This is a genomic window from Pseudomonas sp., from assembly GCF_017744435.1.
Classification (GTDB): domain Bacteria; phylum Pseudomonadota; class Gammaproteobacteria; order Pseudomonadales; family Pseudomonadaceae; genus Aquipseudomonas.
Map to the genome: position 1 here is coordinate 12594 of NZ_JAGIBG010000005.1, position 16309 is coordinate 28902.

At 63.4% G+C, this 16309-nt stretch carries 19 protein-coding genes; 8 read left to right on the forward strand and 11 right to left on the reverse strand.

The features are described 5' to 3' along the window. Positions 1-86: 86 nt before the first annotated feature. Positions 87-1091 carry an LLM class flavin-dependent oxidoreductase gene (locus J7573_RS05370; RefSeq protein WP_294326868.1) on the forward strand — a complete coding sequence of 335 codons (1005 nt, stop codon included), beginning with the start codon at positions 87-89 and terminating at the stop codon, positions 1089-1091. Positions 1092-1128: 37 nt separating this feature from the next. Here J7573_RS05370 and J7573_RS05375 read toward each other — a convergent pair whose 3' ends face one another. Both J7573_RS05375 and J7573_RS05380 read right to left on the reverse strand, forming a co-directional pair. After that, the gene (locus J7573_RS05375; RefSeq protein ID WP_294326870.1) at positions 1129-1350 is read right to left on the reverse strand and encodes a DUF1161 domain-containing protein; all 222 of its coding nucleotides are present in this window, start codon (positions 1348-1350) and stop codon (positions 1129-1131) included. Positions 1351-1455: 105 nt separating this feature from the next. Then, entirely contained in the window at positions 1456-1671 is a 216-nt protein-coding gene (locus J7573_RS05380; protein WP_103448359.1) for a dodecin, read from the reverse strand. 150 nt (positions 1672-1821) lie between these two features. On the opposite strand from J7573_RS05380, the gene J7573_RS05385 reads away from it, so the two are divergent. Then, positions 1822-2145, forward strand: a complete 324-nt coding sequence (locus tag J7573_RS05385; RefSeq protein ID WP_027917148.1) for a DUF883 family protein — start codon at positions 1822-1824, stop codon at positions 2143-2145. On the opposite strand, the gene J7573_RS05390 is transcribed toward J7573_RS05385, so the two are convergent. Next, complete coding sequence (locus J7573_RS05390) at positions 2142-3038, reverse strand: LysR family transcriptional regulator (RefSeq protein WP_294326876.1); 897 nt, start codon at positions 3036-3038, stop codon at positions 2142-2144. The genes J7573_RS05385 and J7573_RS05390 overlap by 4 nt on opposite strands. 110 nt (positions 3039-3148) lie before the next feature. On the opposite strand from J7573_RS05390, the gene trpB reads away from it, so the two are divergent. Beyond that, a complete protein-coding gene (gene trpB, locus J7573_RS05395) occupies positions 3149-4366 on the forward strand; it encodes a tryptophan synthase subunit beta (RefSeq protein WP_085676592.1) in 1218 nt (405 codons plus the stop codon). Continuing rightward, positions 4363-5172 carry a tryptophan synthase subunit alpha gene (gene trpA, locus J7573_RS05400; protein ID WP_294326879.1) on the forward strand — a complete coding sequence of 270 codons (810 nt, stop codon included), beginning with the start codon at positions 4363-4365 and terminating at the stop codon, positions 5170-5172. Before trpB ends, trpA begins: the two co-directional genes overlap by 4 nt. Positions 5173-5230: 58 nt before the next feature. Here the strand turns inward: trpA and J7573_RS05405 are convergent, their stop codons facing one another. Further along, entirely contained in the window at positions 5231-5563 is a 333-nt protein-coding gene (locus tag J7573_RS05405) for a DOPA 4,5-dioxygenase family protein (RefSeq protein ID WP_103448362.1), read from the reverse strand. A 55-nt stretch (positions 5564-5618) separates the two neighbouring features. Between J7573_RS05405 and J7573_RS05410 the strand changes: the two genes are divergently transcribed. After that, complete coding sequence (locus J7573_RS05410; RefSeq protein WP_294326883.1) at positions 5619-6164, forward strand: NAD(P)H-binding protein; 546 nt, start codon at positions 5619-5621, stop codon at positions 6162-6164. A 124-nt stretch (positions 6165-6288) separates the two neighbouring features. Here the strand turns inward: J7573_RS05410 and J7573_RS05415 are convergent, their stop codons facing one another. Continuing rightward, on the reverse strand, positions 6289-7188 hold the full coding sequence (locus J7573_RS05415; protein ID WP_294326885.1) for a LysR family transcriptional regulator: 900 nt from the start codon (positions 7186-7188) through the stop codon (positions 6289-6291). A 108-nt stretch (positions 7189-7296) separates the two neighbouring features. Between J7573_RS05415 and betC the strand changes: the two genes are divergently transcribed. After that, on the forward strand, positions 7297-8814 hold the full coding sequence (gene betC, locus J7573_RS05420; RefSeq protein WP_294326887.1) for a choline-sulfatase: 1518 nt from the start codon (positions 7297-7299) through the stop codon (positions 8812-8814). A 14-nt stretch (positions 8815-8828) separates the two neighbouring features. Further along, positions 8829-9764, forward strand: coding sequence for a choline ABC transporter substrate-binding protein (gene choX / locus J7573_RS05425; RefSeq protein ID WP_294326889.1), 936 nt, complete (start codon positions 8829-8831; stop codon positions 9762-9764). Positions 9765-9900: 136 nt separating this feature from the next. On the opposite strand, the gene aroE is transcribed toward choX, so the two are convergent. Together aroE and hemF are read right to left on the reverse strand one after the other, a co-directional pair. Beyond that, entirely contained in the window at positions 9901-10725 is an 825-nt protein-coding gene (aroE, locus tag J7573_RS05430) for a shikimate dehydrogenase (protein WP_294326891.1), read from the reverse strand. A gap of 25 nt (positions 10726-10750) precedes the next feature. Beyond that, positions 10751-11662, reverse strand: a complete 912-nt coding sequence (gene hemF / locus J7573_RS05435) for an oxygen-dependent coproporphyrinogen oxidase (RefSeq protein ID WP_294326893.1) — start codon at positions 11660-11662, stop codon at positions 10751-10753. Between the two features lie 135 nt (positions 11663-11797). On the opposite strand from hemF, the gene J7573_RS05440 reads away from it, so the two are divergent. Further along, positions 11798-12775: an NADPH:quinone reductase gene (locus tag J7573_RS05440; RefSeq protein WP_294326894.1), complete on the forward strand. Its 978-nt coding sequence runs from the start codon at positions 11798-11800 to the stop codon at positions 12773-12775. 142 nt (positions 12776-12917) lie between these two features. Here the strand turns inward: J7573_RS05440 and J7573_RS05445 are convergent, their stop codons facing one another. The 4 genes from J7573_RS05445 to dprA form a co-directional block, all read right to left on the reverse strand. Then, the gene (locus J7573_RS05445; RefSeq protein ID WP_294326896.1) at positions 12918-13235 is read right to left on the reverse strand and encodes a hypothetical protein; all 318 of its coding nucleotides are present in this window, start codon (positions 13233-13235) and stop codon (positions 12918-12920) included. A gap of 465 nt (positions 13236-13700) precedes the next feature. Continuing rightward, on the reverse strand, positions 13701-14144 hold the full coding sequence (locus J7573_RS05450; RefSeq protein WP_294326898.1) for a hypothetical protein: 444 nt from the start codon (positions 14142-14144) through the stop codon (positions 13701-13703). Between the two features lie 275 nt (positions 14145-14419). Further along, positions 14420-14977 carry an L-threonylcarbamoyladenylate synthase gene (locus J7573_RS05455; RefSeq protein ID WP_011953122.1) on the reverse strand — a complete coding sequence of 186 codons (558 nt, stop codon included), beginning with the start codon at positions 14975-14977 and terminating at the stop codon, positions 14420-14422. A gap of 42 nt (positions 14978-15019) precedes the next feature. After that, a complete protein-coding gene (dprA, locus tag J7573_RS05460) occupies positions 15020-16117 on the reverse strand; it encodes a DNA-processing protein DprA (protein ID WP_294326912.1) in 1098 nt (365 codons plus the stop codon). Positions 16118-16309: the final 192 nt, after the last annotated feature.

The following is a 16309-nucleotide window of genomic DNA, read 5'->3' on the forward strand; positions in this document are numbered from 1 at the left end:
AATCGCCCGGTGAGCATTGAATCCTTCGAATCTGCCCATACAGAGTCCAAAAGGCCTCCGGGCCAACCACTCTTGCGGAGGCTCCGATGACGCAGCTGCGTGACCTGAAGATATCCACCCTCGACCTGGTGCCGGTGCGCGCCGACAAAGGCCCGGCGCAATCGCTGCACAATTCGCTGGACCTGGCCCGGCATGTCGAGCGGTTTGGCTACAACCGCTTCTGGGTGGCCGAACACCACAACATGGACGGCATCGCCAGCTCGGCCACCTCGGTACTGATCGGCTACCTGGCCGGCGGCACGTCGACCATCCGCGTCGGTTCCGGTGGCATCATGCTGCCCAACCATGCGCCGCTGGTCATCGCCGAGCAGTTCGGGACATTGGCCAGCCTGTATCCGGGGCGTATCGACCTGGGCCTGGGCCGTGCGCCAGGCTCCGACCAGATGACTGCCTACGCCCTGCGCCGTGACCGCGCCGGCAGCGCCGATGACTTCCCGGATGATGTCGAGGAGCTGTCGCGCTACCTTGGCCCACGCACCGATGATCAAAAAGTGATCGCGGTACCCGGCCACGACACCGACGTGCCCCTGTGGCTGCTCGGTTCCAGCCTGTTCAGCGCCCAACTGGCCGGTATGCGCGGCATGCCGTACGCCTTTGCCTCGCACTTCGCCCCGCGCTACATGCATGAGGCAATCCGCATCTACCGCGACCATTTCAAGCCATCGACCACGCTGGACAAGCCCTATGTGATGCTGGGGATTCCGATGGTGGTGGCGGAAACCGACGAACAGGCCGAATACCTGGCGACCTCGGTGTACCAGCGCATTCTGGCGCTGATCCGTGGCCAGAGCCTGATGCAGAAACCGCCTGTACCGAGCATGGACGGGCTATGGCTGCCCCATGAGCGCGATGCCGTGGGGAGTTTCCTGGGCCTGGCGATGATCGGCAGCCCGCAGAAGGTGCGGGCCAAGGTAGAAGTGCTGCTGGAGCAGACCGGGGCGGATGAGCTGATCTTTACCTGTGACTTGTATGAGCATGCCGACCGGATTCGGTCCTATGAGCTGATGGCGCAGGCCCTCAAGGCCGAGTGAGCTTCTTCGCGGGCTTGCCCGCGAAGAATCCAGCACCTTAGCTGCGGCGGTAGACAATCTCCTTGCGACCCGCCTCACAGCTGCCAACTACCTTGCCAGCCGGCTCGCCTTTCTTGACGATTTCCAGCTTGTAGCCCTTCACGCCCTTGGCATCGAGCTTCGAGGCGATCTCGGCCTTGAGCTCTTCACAGGGTTTGCCGGCGGCCATCGCCCCACCGGCCAGTACCATCAAACCCAACGCCAGCAACAGTTTCTTCATCGATCGCATTCCTTGTACAGATGAGAAAAGACCAGAAGGGCGCCGCCAAGGCGCCCTCCGGTGTTATAACGCCATCACGCCAGGCTATTCCAGCCCGGGAATGTTTCAGCTGTTGGCGATGCGGAAGCCAACCTTCAGCGTGACCTGGAAGTGTGCCGCCTTGTTGTCGCGGATATGGCCACGGGTATCGACCACTTCGAACCACTCCAGGTGCTTGATGCTCTTGCCGGCTTCGGCCAAGGCATTGTTGATCGCCTCTTCGATGCTGGTGTGGGACGAACCCACCAGCTCGATCTTCTTGTAAGTGTGATGATCGGTCATGAGCGCTCTCCTTGGGTGACAGTGAGATTGAGCCTAGCAGCGCAAGCCCGGTTTACCTGCGAGCCACCGCCGTTCGGTAAAGTTCGATCGCACTTTCCCGCAGCCGGGGGGTCGCAATCCTTACAGTCCATACTGCAAAGGAGAGTCAACATGCACCGCAACTCGCTGCGTAAAACGTCCCTGGAAAGCATGGAAGCGGAGATCGAAAGCCTCCTGAAAAGCCTGGAGAACCTGAAGCACGATGCCTCCGAGGAAACCCAGAAGTCAGTGAAGGCGATGCGCAGCAACGCCGAAAGCGCGCTGCGCCATTCGCGCAGCCTGATCAGCGATGCCTATGAGGAAGTGAAAGAGCGCACCCGCCAGACCGGCATCGCCACCCGCGACTACGCCCAGGAGCACCCGTACACCACCGCAGGCGTTGCCATTGGCGCGCTGGGCCTGCTGGCGGCGTACCTGCTGTGCAAGCGCAACTAAGCGCTCTGCCTGGCCAGTTCGGCGCGTAGCCACTGCGCCAGTTGCTCGGCGCGCCCGTCTGCGGCGCGCCGAGGCACCCACAACGCCAGCGCGGCCGGGGTTGGCGAAAAGCCCCACGGCGCACTCAGACGCCCGGCTCGCAGGTCGTCGGCAACCAAGGGTTGTGGGGCGATCGCAACCCCCAGGCCGGCAACCGCCGCCTCCAGCAAGTAATACAGATGCTCGAACGCCTGGCCGTATTTCAACGCGCTAGCTTCCAGTCCTTGTTCAGAAGCCCAGGTTGGCCAAGCCTGCGGGCGTGAGGTGGTATGCAGCAGGGCTTCGTCCAGCAGAGCCTTGGCGGGTGCCGCCTGCAAGCGGTCGAAGCCGGCGAAGTGCGGGCTCAGCACCGGGCCGATGCGCTCTTGCGCCAGCACGTGGACCTGCATGTCCGCAGGCCATGGCGGTTCGGCATACACCAGCAACGCATCCAGCCCAGGCCGACGCGGATCGAGGTCACCTTCACCCGCCGACAGGTGCAGGCGCAATTCGGGCAGGTCAGCCTTCAAGCGCCCCAACCGGGGGATGAACCAGCGCGCCAGCAGGCTTCCGGAACACCCCAGCACGAACGGCGCCTCGCTCACATCCCGGCTCAACTCGGCGCACACACTGCGCAGGCGGTCGAACGCCTCGCCGCTGGCGTCACGCAGGCGCATGCCGGCATCTGTGAGTTTGATGCCACGCCCGTCCTTGACGAACAGGGCCACGCCCAGGTGCTCTTCAAGCACCTTGATCTGTCGGCTGACGGCGCCATGGGTGACGTGCAGCGCTTCGGCCGCCTGGCTGACGCTGTTGAGCCTGGCAGTGGCCTCGAAGGCCCGCAGGGCGTTGAGGGGAGGGAGGTCGTGGGCCATTTTACCTGTGAGTTTTTCTGACAAGTTTGCGCAATCTTATCGGTTTTCAGCCGGGCTTGCCGTGGTTAGAGTAAAGCCCATCACTCATCGATTACGCCCTGGAGCGCCCCATGACCCAGTCCCAATACCGTCCCGGCCCCGACGCCAACGGCCTGTTCGGCTCGTTCGGCGGCCGCTACGTGGCTGAAACCCTGATGCCGCTGGTGCTGGACCTGGCCCGCGAATACGAAGCGGCCAAGGCCGACCCCAAGTTCCTCGAAGAACTCGCCTACTTCCAGCGCGACTACATCGGCCGCCCGAATCCGCTGTACTTCGCCGAGCGCCTGACCGAGCACTGCGGCGGCGCGAAGATCTTCTTCAAGCGTGAAGAGCTCAACCACACCGGCGCGCACAAGGTGAACAACTGCATCGGCCAGGTGCTGCTGGCCAAGCGCATGGGCAAGAAGCGCCTGATCGCCGAAACCGGCGCCGGCATGCACGGCGTGGCCACCGCCACTGTCGCTGCGCGCTTCGGCCTGCCTTGCGTGATCTATATGGGCGCCACCGACATCGAGCGTCAGCAGGCCAACGTGTTCCGCATGAAACTGCTGGGTGCCGAAATCGTTCCGGTCACCGCCGGCACCGGCACCCTGAAAGACGCCATGAACGAAGCCCTGCGCGACTGGGTCACCAACGTCGACGACACCTTCTACCTGATCGGCACCGTGGCCGGCCCGCACCCGTACCCGGCAATGGTCCGCGACTTCCAGTCGATCATCGGCAAGGAAACCCGCGCCCAGTTGCAAGAGAAGGAAGGCCGCCTGCCGGACAGCCTGATCGCCTGCGTCGGCGGTGGCTCCAACGCCATGGGCTTGTTCCATGAGTTCCTCGAAGAGCCGAGCGTGCAGATCATCGGCGTCGAAGCTGGCGGCCACGGCGTGCACACCGACAAGCACGCCGCCAGCCTGAACGGCGGCGTACCCGGTGTGCTGCACGGCAACCGCACCTACCTGCTGCAAGACGAAGACGGCCAGATCACCGACGCCCACTCGATTTCCGCCGGCCTCGACTACCCGGGCATCGGCCCGGAGCACGCCTACCTGCACGAAGTGAAGCGCGTCGAGTACGTCAGCATCACCGACGACGAAGCACTGGATGCGTTCCACGCCACCTGCCGCCTGGAAGGCATCATCCCGGCCCTGGAAAGCTCCCACGCCCTGGCCGAAGCGATCAAGCGCGCACCGAACCTGCCTAAAGACCACCTGATGGTGATCTGCCTGTCCGGCCGCGGCGACAAAGACATGCAAACCGTGATGAACCACATGGCAGCCCAGGAGAAACAGGCATGAGCCGTCTTGAACAACGCTTCGCCGAACTGAAGGCCGAAGGCCGCTCCGCGCTGGTCACCTTCGTCACTGCTGGCGACCCGGGCTATGACGCTTCGCTGCAGATCCTCAAGGGCCTGCCGGCAGCCGGCGCCGATGTGATCGAACTGGGCATGCCGTTCACCGACCCGATGGCCGATGGCGTGGCCATCCAGCTCGCCACCCTGCGCGCCCTGGAGGCCGGCCAGACCCTGGCCAAGACCCTGCAGATGGTTCGCGAATTCCGTGTGGATAACCACGCCACGCCGATCGTGCTGATGGGTTACTACAACCCGATTCACCGCTTCGGTGTGGACAAGTTCGTTGCCGAGGCCAAGGCTGCCGGCGTCGATGGCCTGATCATCGTCGACCTGCCACCTGAGCACGACGCCGAGCTGGCCACCCCGGCACAGGCCGCAGGCATCGACTTCATCCGCCTGACCACCCCGACCACCGACGATGCGCGCCTGCCGCGTGTGCTGGAGCGCAGCTCCGGGTTCGTCTACTACGTGTCGGTGGCGGGTGTGACCGGTGCCGGTTCCGCGACTACCGAACACGTGACCGAGGCAATTGCCCGCCTGCGTCGGCATACCGACCTGCCGATCAGCGTTGGTTTCGGTATTCGTACACCGGAGCAGGCCGCCGCGATCGCCCGCTTGGCCGATGGTGTAGTTGTCGGTTCGGCGCTGGTCGACAAGATTGCCCAGGCCAAGGATGCCGGTCAGGCAGTGAGCGATGTATTGAGCCTGTGCTCGGCACTGGCTGAGGGCGTGCGCGGCGCCCGCCGCTGATCCGCGTCGCCTTTTTCGCGGGCGCGCCCGCGAAGAGGCCAGCACAGGCTACTGCGCTCTACCCGCCAAAAATCGACAAATTCAAAGGCCGCACAGCCCCCATCCAGATCGCATGATCCCGGTGGTCCGCCAGCTCATCCCCGGTCAGCGGATGCAGAAACACCACCAAGCCCTTCCGATACAGCGCCAACCAAGGCAACACCACCCCCACGAACTCCGGCTCGAAAGCCAGCTGACAGCTCCAGTCCGGGTGCGGTCCGACCGGTTTCTGGTGCATGCGCCCCATGGTCACGGGAAACAGCCGCGCCGCTTCCTCGCAAAGCTCACGGGCCTGCTCGATAGTGGATGCGTCGTAGTACACGTGGGCGTGATAACCCTTGATCCTCTGCACGATAACTCCTGATTGCGGTCCAATCTTCACCCCCACCTGCAAAGGGAGTGATGCGGTGAAAAATGCCGAAACCCCAGTGTTCAAACTGGTGTTGTTCGGGGCTGAAAGCAGCCTGGGCAATGCCCTGATGATCGAACTGCTGGCGCGCCAGCATGAAGTCATTGCGGTGGTCGACGACCTCAACCGCCATGCGCCTCGCCCTGGCCTGCATTTCAAGATAGGCGGGCTGGACGATGCCGACCAGGCGGAACAGGGTGCGGCAGGGGGCTCGGCGGTGATTGCCCTGCTGGCACCGGGTGATCTGCCGGCGCAAGCGCGGGCGAGCGGAGCGCTGGTGGCCGGGCTGGCCCGCACGACTATACGCCGGCTGTTGCTGGTAGGCGATTTTGATGTGCTGGATGCGCCCGGGATGTACAGCGAAGAACAGCGTGAAGCGGTGAATGAAGTGGTCGATAGGCTGCAGCGCAGCTCGTTGCGCTGGACCCTGATCAACATGCCGCCAACACTGCCAGAGGTTGGGTCGGCACGGGTGGCGGCGGGGATGATTGATATGCTGGAGCTGGACTTGCACCAGGGCGAACATCTGAACTTTGTGGTCTAGATTGCCGGGGCTGCTGCGCAGCCCTTTCGCGACGCAAGGCCGCTCCCACATCGGTCGGCGTACGCAGGTCTTTTGTGGGAGCGGCCTTGTGTCGCGAAAGGGCCGCAAAGCGGCCCCGGGGATGTCACAGGCTGCGCTCTTGCTCCAGCCAATCCACAAACCGCTCGATCAACACCCCACGCCGCTTGCGCGGCGGCAGCACCGCGTAATACCCCCTTGCCGAGCGCAAGCTGCCCTCCAGCGGCCTGCACAGCAACCCTTGCTCCACCAGGCCATCCACCAGATGCCCCCAGCCAATCGCCACGCCCTGGCCGGCAATGGCCGCCTGGATCAGCAGGGTGTAGTTGTCGAAACGCAGCTGCCCCGCCGGCGGCGCAGCGGCCACACCAAACCCGCGAAACACCCCCGCCCAGTCAAACCAGCGGCTAGCCTGCTCACCGCGCAAATGAAGCAACGGCAATCGTTGCAAAGCCTCGGCCGACAAGGGTTTGCCATGAATCAGTCGCGGACTGCAAACCGGGAAAACCTCCTCGTCGAACAGCCAGCGGCTCTCGCCCTGATGGAAGCGTCCGTCGCCAAACAGCACCGCCACATCGATATCCGGGCGCAGCATCCCCTGGCTGCGCTCACCGGTCACCAGGCTTACATCGACCTGTGGATAAGCCTCGTGAAAGCGCTGCAGCCGTGGCATCAGCCAGAACGCCGCGAAGGCAAAGTCAGTAGCCACCTGCAGTACTTCACGCTGGCCACGGCCACTGGCCTGGGCAATGCCGTCATCCATGGCCTGCAGACCTTGGTGCACCTGCTCGAACAGCAGCTGGCCCGCCTCGGTCAGCCCGATGCCACGGTAGATCCGGTCGAACAGGCGGGTGCCCAGTTGCGCCTCCAGGCGCTTCACCTGCTGGCTCACCGCAGGCTGAGTGGTGCCCAGCTCCAATGCCGCTGCGGTAAAGCCACGCAAGCGGGCCGCAGCCTCGAATACGCGCAACGCATCCAGCGACAACTCGGCAAGGTGGTCAAACATAAGCTCAGCTAATCCCAGACATTGCCCGCGATGGGCTTTACCCATGTTATCCACAGTCGCATCTTGGTAGGCAAGCAGTTCGCATAACCCTCAACGATGGAAGCCACCATGACGCGCCCGAATATCCTGTTCATCATGGCCGACCAGATGGCCGCGCCCTTGCTGCCAATCCATGGTCCTTCGCCTATCCAGATGCCCCACCTGAGCCGCCTCGCCGAGCAGGCGGTGGTGTTCGATTCGGCCTACTGCAACAGCCCACTGTGTGCACCGTCACGCTTCACCCTGGTCAGCGGCCAGCTGCCAAGCCGTATCGGCGCCTACGACAACGCAGCCGATTTCCCCGCCGACGTGCCGACTTATGCACACTACTTGCGCCGCCTGGGTTACCGCACCGCACTGTCGGGCAAGATGCATTTCTGCGGCCCGGACCAGTTGCACGGCTACGAGGAGCGCCTGACCAGCGACATCTACCCCGCTGACTACGGTTGGGCGGTGAACTGGGATGAGCCAGACGTGCGCCCGAGCTGGTACCACAACATGTCCTCGGTGCTGCAGGCCGGGCCCTGCGTACGCACCAACCAGCTGGACTTCGACGAGGAGGTCGTGTTCAAGGCGCGCCAGTACCTCTACGACCACGTGCGCGAAAACGATGGCCGGCCGTTCTGCCTGACCGTGTCCATGACTCACCCGCACGACCCGTACACCATCCCCAAACGCTACTGGGATCGCTACGAGGCTGTGGATATCCCCATGCCCCGTACCGAGTTCAGCCAGGCAGAACTCGACCCCCACTCGCAACGCCTGCTCAAGGTCTATGACCTGTGGAACAAGCCGCTGCCTGTGGACAAGATCCGCGACGCCCGCCGCGCCTACTTCGGCGCCTGCAGCTACATCGACGACAACATCGGCCAGTTGCTGCAGACCCTGGAGGAATGCAACCTGGCCGACGACACCCTGATCGTGTTCTCCGGCGACCACGGCGACATGCTGGGCGAGCGTGGCCTCTGGTACAAGATGCACTGGTTCGAGATGTCGGCACGCGTCCCGCTGCTGGTTCACGCCCCCAAACGCTTTGCACCGAGCAGGGTGGCTGCCTCGGTGTCGACCTGCGACCTGCTGCCGACCCTGGTCGAACTGGCCGGTGGCGCTGTGGATAACCATCTGCACCTGGACGGCCGCTCACTGCTCGGCCACCTGCAAGGGCAGGGCGGCCACGACGAGGTGATCGGCGAATACATGGCCGAAGGCACCGTCGGCCCGCTGATGATGATTCGCCGTGGGCCGTACAAGTTCGTGTACAGCGAAGACGACCCTTGCCTACTCTATGACCTGAGCCGCGACCCGCACGAGCGGGAGAATCTCACCGGCAGCCCGGACCACCAGGCGCTGCTGCAGGCATTTGTCGATGAAGCACAGCAGCGTTGGGATATTCCCGGCCTGCGCCAGCAAGTGCTGGCCAGCCAGCGCCGCCGCCGCCTGGTGGCCGAGGCGCTGGCCATCGGCAAGCTGAAAAGCTGGGACCACCAACCGCTGGTGGACGCCAGCCAACAGTACATGCGCAACCACATCGATCTCGACGACCTCGAGCGCAAGGCACGTTATCCACAGCCCGCCCCCATGGATTGAGAAGAGAGGCCGCCATGCACAAATTCTCCACCGTCGTATTCGCCCTGGCTCTGCCTCTGGGTCTGGCCACCGCCACGGCCCACGCCGCCGACGGCGACGCACAATGCAGCACCGTGAAGATGGCCGACCCCGGCTGGAGCGACATCGCCTCGACCAACGCCGTCGCCCGGCTGCTGCTGGAAAGCCTGGGCTACCAGGTGAAGATCGACAGCCTGGCGGTACCGATCATCTACGGCGGCCTCAAGGATGGCCGGGTCGATGCCTTCCTCGGCAACTGGATGCCAGCGCAGCAGGGCTTCCATGACAAGTTCATCGCCAATGGCGATGTGCAGCAGCTGTCGCGCAACCTGGAAGGCACCGAGTTCACCCTGGCGGTACCGGATTACGTATGGAATGCCGGGGTGAAGGATTTTGCCGACCTGCAGAAGCACGCTGACCAGTTCGACAAGAAGCTGTACGGCATCGGCTCCGGTGCGCCAGCGAACCTGTCGCTGAAGGAAATCATCGACAAGAACGAGTTCAACCTGGGCCAGTGGAAGCTGGTGGAGTCCAGCGAGCAGGCGATGCTGACGCAGGTGGACAGGGCGGTGAAGAAACAGCAGTTCATCACCTTCCTCGGCTGGACGCCGCACCCGATGAACGTGAAGCTGAAGATGCACTACCTGACGGGCGGGGAGCAGTGGTTCGGCAGCAAGGGCGAGGTGTACACGCTGACCCGCAAGGGTTATCCACAAGCCTGCCCAAATGCAGCGAAGCTGCTGGGTAACCTGAGTTTCACCCTGGACATGGAAAACACCATCATGGCCGAGGTTGTGGACAAGAAGATCAGCTTCGATGAGGCGGCCAAGGCTTGGGTGAAGCAGCACCCCGAGAGGCTGGAAGGGTGGTTGGCGGGGGTAACCACCAAGGCTGATGGCGAAGCCCTGGAGGCCGTCAAAGCCAGGCTCTGATTACCGAGCCTGTGTATATCTCCTGTGGGAGCGGGCTTGCCCCGCGAAGAAGGCAACGCGGTGCATGGCACCGGCTTCGCCGGTGTTCGCGGGGCAAGCCCGCTCCCACAGAGGTATCGTGCAATCCTGGAAGAGATCAGCCCCGAGCGAGTTGCCGGCGCAGCTCAGCAAGAACCGGCGCCGTATCCGGCCGCACCCCGCGCCAGATGAAGAAGGCTTCAGCCGCCTGCTCAGCCAGCATCCCCAAGCCATCCAGCACCTTGGCCGCACCCAGCTTCTCAGCCCACTGGCAGAACGGCGTCGGCTCCTTGCCATACATCATGTCGTAGCACACCGTGCGCCCTGCCTCGACCAGGCTGTCGGCAATCGGCGGCAACTCACCCGCCAGGCTCGCCGAGGTGGCGTTGATGATCACGTCCACCGGCTCCTGCAACCAGGCAAACCCGCTGGCCACCACCGGCCCCAGTTCATCGAACTCCCGCGCCAGCTGCTCGGCCTTCTCCACCGTACGGTTGGCAATCACCAGCGACTGCGGCTGGTGCGCCAGGATCGGCTCCAGTACGCCGCGCACGGCGCCACCGGCCCCGAGGATGAGAATGCGCTTGCCGGCCAGTTCAACCCCGGCGTTCACCGTCAGGTCGCGCACCAGGCCAGCGCCGTCGGTGTTGTCGCCCTGCAGCGTGCCGTCCGCCAGCTTGCTCAGCGTGTTCACCGCACCCGCGCGCCGGGCACGCGGGGTGAGGCTGTCGCACAGGCGATAGGCCTCTTCCTTGAACGGTACGGTGACGTTGCCGCCGCTGCCTTGCTTGAAGAAGCCGCGCGCGCAATCGCTGAACTCGTCCAGCGGTGCCAGCAGCGTGGCGTATTCCAGGTCCTGACCGGTCTGTTCGGCGAACAGGCGGTGAATCAGCGGCGACTTGCTATGGCCGATGGGGTTACCGAAAACAACGTACTGGTCCATGGCGATTCCTTGTTTATCCACAGGCTTACTGGCCGAGCCAGTCGCGGTCCTGCAGGAAGTATTCGGTCAGGCGCGCTTCCTCGCTGCCAGGCGCAGCCTTCCAGTCATAGCCCCAGCGCACTTGTGGCGGCAGCGACATGAGGATCGACTCGGTACGGCCACCAGACTGCAGGCCGAACAGCGTGCCACGGTCATAGACCAGGTTGAACTCCACGTAGCGGCCGCGGCGGTATTCCTGGAACTCGCGCTGCTGCGGGGTGAAAGGGGTGTTCTTGCGGCGCTGGACGATCGGCAGGTAGGCCTCGACGTAGGCATCACCGATGGCACGCAGGAACGCAAAGCAGGTGTCGAAGTCCCACTCGTTCAGGTCGTCGAAGAACAGCCCGCCAACGCCACGCGGCTCGCCGCGGTGCTTGAGGTGGAAGTAGCGGTCGCACCAGGCCTTGTAGCGCGGGTACACGTCGGCACCGAACGGTGCGCAGGCCTGCTCGGCCACGCGGTGCCAATGGATGCAGTCTTCTTCGTTGCCGTAATAAGGGGTCAAGTCGAAGCCACCGCCAAACCACCACACCGCCTCTTCACCTTCCTTTTCGGCGATGAAGAAACGCACATTGGCATGGGACGTCGGCACATGCGGATTGTGCGGGTGGATTACCAGCGACACGCCCAGCGCCTCGAAGCCGCGGCCTGCCAGCTCGGGGCGGTGGGCGCTGGCCGATGGCGGCAGGCCGGCACCGAACACGTGGGAGAAGTTGACCCCGCCTTTCTCGATCAGCTTGCCATCCCCGATCACCCGCGTGCGGCCCCCGCCACCGGCTTCGCGCACCCAGGCGTCCTCGACGAAGCGGGCGCCGCCGTCTTCGGCTTCGAGGGCAGAGCAGATGCGGTCTTGCAGGTCGAGCAGGTAGGCTTTCACGGCCTCGGTGCGGCTAGTCATCGGGTCACCAGGAACGGGCAGGGAAGAATTCGCCGCGTAGCATACCACCGCCGGCGCGCGCGCCGCAGTTGACGGCGATCAAGCAAAGGCGTCCGATAGAAGGCCTTTTCCCGATCCCGACAAGAGGAGTGCGAGATGGCCAAGCGTATCCAGTTCAGCCAGCACGGCGGCCCGGAAGTGCTGCAGCTTGTGGAATTCGACCCCGCCCCACCCGGGCCGCAGCAGGTACGTGTGCGCAACCATGCGATCGGCCTGAACTTCATCGACACGTACTTCCGCAGCGGGCTGTACGCACCGCCATCCTTGCCCTCTGGCCTGGGTACCGAGGCGGCGGGCGTGGTCGAGGCGGTGGGCGAGGGCGTGACCCGGCTGAAGATCGGTGACCGCGTGGCCCATGCCGGCGGCCCCCTGGGCGCCTACAGCGAGGTGCATACGCTGCCGGAGGCCAACCTGGTCAAGCTGCCTGACAACATCAGCTTCGAGCAGGCGGCAGCGGTGATGCTCAAGGGGCTGACCGTGCAATACCTGCTGAAGCAGACCTATGAGGTGAAACCGGGCGACGTGATCCTGTTCCACGCCGCAGCAGGTGGCGTCGGTTCGCTGGCCTGCCAGTGGGCCAAGGCCCTGGGCGCCAAGCTGATCGGTACCGTCAGCTCCGCCGAAAAGGCCGAGCGGGCCAAGGCGCTGGGGGCGTGGGCGACCATCGACTACAGCCGCGAAGACGTGGCCAAGCGGGTGCTGGAGCTGACCGATGGCAAGAAGTGCCCGGTGGTGTATGACGGCGTCGGTGCCGACACCTGGCTGACCTCGCTGGACTGCCTGCAGCCGCGCGGGTTGATGGTGAGCTTCGGCAATGCCTCGGGGGCGGTGAGCGGGGTGAACCTGGGGATCCTGTCGCAGAAGGGCTCGCTGTATGTGACCCGACCGACCCTGGCGACCTATGCCAACAATGCCGAGAACACCCAGGCCATGGCGGATGACCTGTTTGCGATGATTGGCAGTGGGAAGCTGGTTGTGGATATCCAGCAGCGGTATCCGTTGAGCGAGGCGGCGAAGGCCCAAGCGGAGCTGTCGGCGCGCAGGACTGTGGGATCGACTGTACTAATCCCCTGAGCCACACACGTTCCCTGTGGGAGCGGGCATGCCCGCGAAGCAGCCACCGCGGTGGATGGCGCCGGCTTTGCCGGTGTTCGCGGCGGTTCGACGCCTCGACGCGCCCGCTCCCACAGGTACTGCGTCGGCTCTGAAAGCTGCGCTATGCCTGTGAGGATCGGTTCGTCGGTGGCGGGGTCGACTCGATCCCATCGAGTATTGCCTCAACCACTCCCTCTGCCATTTCAATCGCATGCAGGTTCGACCAGAACATGCCGCGGCCTTCTTCGCGCATGTAATCCAGGGCTTTGTAGCCGGTTTCGTAGGCGCTGCGCAGGTACAGGGCTACGTGGACCAGAGCGTCCTCGGCGGAAATGTTCGGGTTGACGGTGAACAGCGGGTCATGGCCGGCGTCGCAGCGGCCGAAGGAGCGAGTAGAGGTGCAGGGAAGGGGTGGATCGGGGACGATTTTCTTGATCATAGGGATTCACCTGTTAAAGGCTGGCCCTCAATTCGTTACCACACGACTTGGGAGGCAGCTGTACGCAGGGTGGTAAACCGGACGAATCCCAAACCCGGCAGGCTCGAAAGCCTCCCGCGCACAGCCGCCATTGGCTGCCATTCAGAATTCGTACTCCGGGTTACCACACCCGATCGCCAAGTTGTTCGGCGACGGATGAAGCCTAGAGGCAGAGATTCCCACTGAGAAGGTGATGGCAGGGGACGCGGGTCGTAGGATATTTCCCAAACCGCAAGCTGGACAGTCATTCCGACAAATTCAGAAAAACCTGACTTCAGCGAAAGCGGAATGTGGCAGGGAAGCCACCAGCTTGACCGCGCGGGTTCGGAAGCGTAGCCTTTCTTCGTGAGGTTGTACTGGTGCGCCGGTTGAGTTTCAAGTTATCCGGGCGAGTGCATCCTTACCTTTTGGCCGCTTAAGCGGCCTTTATTTTTTGGGCTTGTTCCTGTCCCCTTTAGGGATGATGGAATAGAGCTCTGCTTTGGGTTTGCGTGCCGTCAGTTCAAAGATCGCTTCATCAAAGATCTCATTGCCATAGCCATCATCACGGCCAATTGTGCTGCGAAGAGCGGTCATGCGCGTTGCGCTTTTCCAGATTGATGTCGTCGCCAGTGCTGCCTTGATTTGCACAACCATGTCATCAATGGTGTATCCATCTCGAATCACCCGGCTTCTGTAGGCATGGCTGCCGATGAATACGATGCCCGGATCCTCAAGCAGCGGTAATGCCTGCGCTTCTTTCTGCCTGTTGATCGCTTCAAATTGATCTGCGGTAAACCTGCCTATCTCCACCGCTCTAACTCGGTTGTTGGACGCAAGCTGCTGCAGATTCGCCCTTATCAGATATTCGGCATTTTCGAATAGCGGCATTGTTTCGGATGCTCCCGCCGAGTTGCGACGGGAGCAAGCTAGAGGCAGGGGTTCCGGCAGGGAAGGTGATGACTTAGGACAGAGACAGTAGGAAGTTTCCCAATTGGCAAGACCGGGCAAATCAGAAATACGTCTGACGATTGATGGGGCCGCTTTGCGGCCCTTTCGCGACACAAGGCCGCTCCTACAGGCATAGCGCCAGGGCTGAGAGCTGCGCTGTTCTTGTAGGAGCGGCCTTGTGTCGCGAAACGAGGGCGAAGCCCTCGCCAGCGGTATCAGCCCGGACGAACGACCTCACCAGTAGCGAGGTTGCGAATCACACTCGGATTCTTCCGCCCGCCCAGCGCCCCCCCGAGCACCAGGTCCAGCTGGCCATGGAAATACTGCTCCACCCGCAAGCGGGTCTTTGCCGCCGGGCGCCCGCCCGGGTTGCAGGAGGTGGAAATCAACGGCCCGACCAAGGCACACAGCTCGCGCACCACCGGGTGATCGCTGACCCGCAGCGCCACGGTGTCATGCTGCCCGGTCACCCACTCGGGCAACAGGTCCTGGTGCGGCACCAGCCAGGTGTTCGGCCCGGGCCAGGTGCTGCCCATGCGGTCGATCCAGTCCTCAGGGAAGTCCTCGAACAGAAAGTCGAACTGGCGGATGTTGTCGGCGATCAGGATCAGCCCTTTATCCACAGGCCGCGACTTCAGCGCCAGCAGGCGATACACCGCGTCCTCGTTCCAAGGGTCGCAGCCCAGGCCCCAGACCGCTTCCGTCGGGTAGGCGATCACTGCGCCCGCCCGGATCTCACGTGCGGCTTGTTGCACACGAAAACTGCTCACCATTTGCGTCTCTCCGCCTTTTAACCTTGCTTGCGCGCAGTGTACTTAGCCGGCGCGGGCAAACCAACGCCCGGCGACATTGCTGACCCGCCCTTCAAGCTCCAGTTCCGTCAGCTGCGCCAGCACCTCGGCCAGCGGCCGGTCACTGAAGTGGGCCAGGTTCTCGCTAGTCTGTGGTGCGGCATGCAGCAGGGCAAGCAGCGGATGTGCCGGTTTATCCACAGCAGCTGGTGGCAGGTTCTGCCAGCCGCGCAGGCTTTCCAGAATCTGCTCCACGCTTTCCACCAGCAGCGCGCCATCGCGGATCAGCTGGTGGCAGCCCTTGGCTGCCGGGTGGTGGATCGACCCAGGAATCGCATATACCTCGCGGCCCTGCTCAGCCGCCAGGCGGGCGGTGATCAGCGAGCCGCTGGCAAGGCTGGCCTCGACCACCAGCACACCGAGCGACAGGCCGCTGATGATGCGATTGCGCCGCGGGAAGTTGCCCGGCAACGGCCCGGCGTCGAGCGGATACTCTGACACCAGGGCTCCGCCCATGTCGGTCATCATCCGCGCAAGGTCGCGGTGGCGCTGTGGATAAAGTTTTTGCAAGCCTGTGCCGAGCACCCCAATGGTGCCCCCTCCAACCTCCAGTGCCGCCCGATGAGCGGCACCATCAATGCCCAGGGCCAGCCCGCTGGTGATGGTGAAACCGGCCTGCGCCAGGCAGCGGGAAAATGCCCTGGCCGTGTCGAGCGCGGGGGGTGTGGCACGCCTGCTGCCCACAATGGCCAACTGGGGTCGATCGAGCAGTGCCGGATTGCCAGCTACGAAAAGCAGCGGTGGAGCATCGTCGATTTCCCCCAGCAGTGCCGGGTAGTCAGGGCCGTCCCACATCAGTAAATGCTGGCCCGGACGCTCTAGCCAGGCCATTGCAGCCAATGCACCGTCACGTACTTCGGCACTGCGCCGCGCATCGATGGTGGCTTGTGGAATACCCAGCGCGCGCCAGGCAGGGCCGGGTGCGCTGAGCGCAGAAGACGCACTGCCAAAGGCCTCCAGCAAGGTCCGAAAACGTCGCAATCCGGTCTCGGGCAAGCGATGCAGGCGTAATCGCGCCTCCAGTTCGGCAGGTGGACAAGGCGACGAATGGTAATTCGGCATGGGGATCATCCTTGATCGAAACAGGGCCATCTACGTGGCACAACCTGTGGATAAGTTTGTGGGTAACACTTTGAAAAGCTGTCCATCGTTTGCCGGCTATCAAGCCTATAAAGACCCTAGCCGAGCTTTCACAGGTGCTGAAATCGCCGTTTCCCTTTATTATGTGTGCTCAGTTTTCAACCGACCGCACAG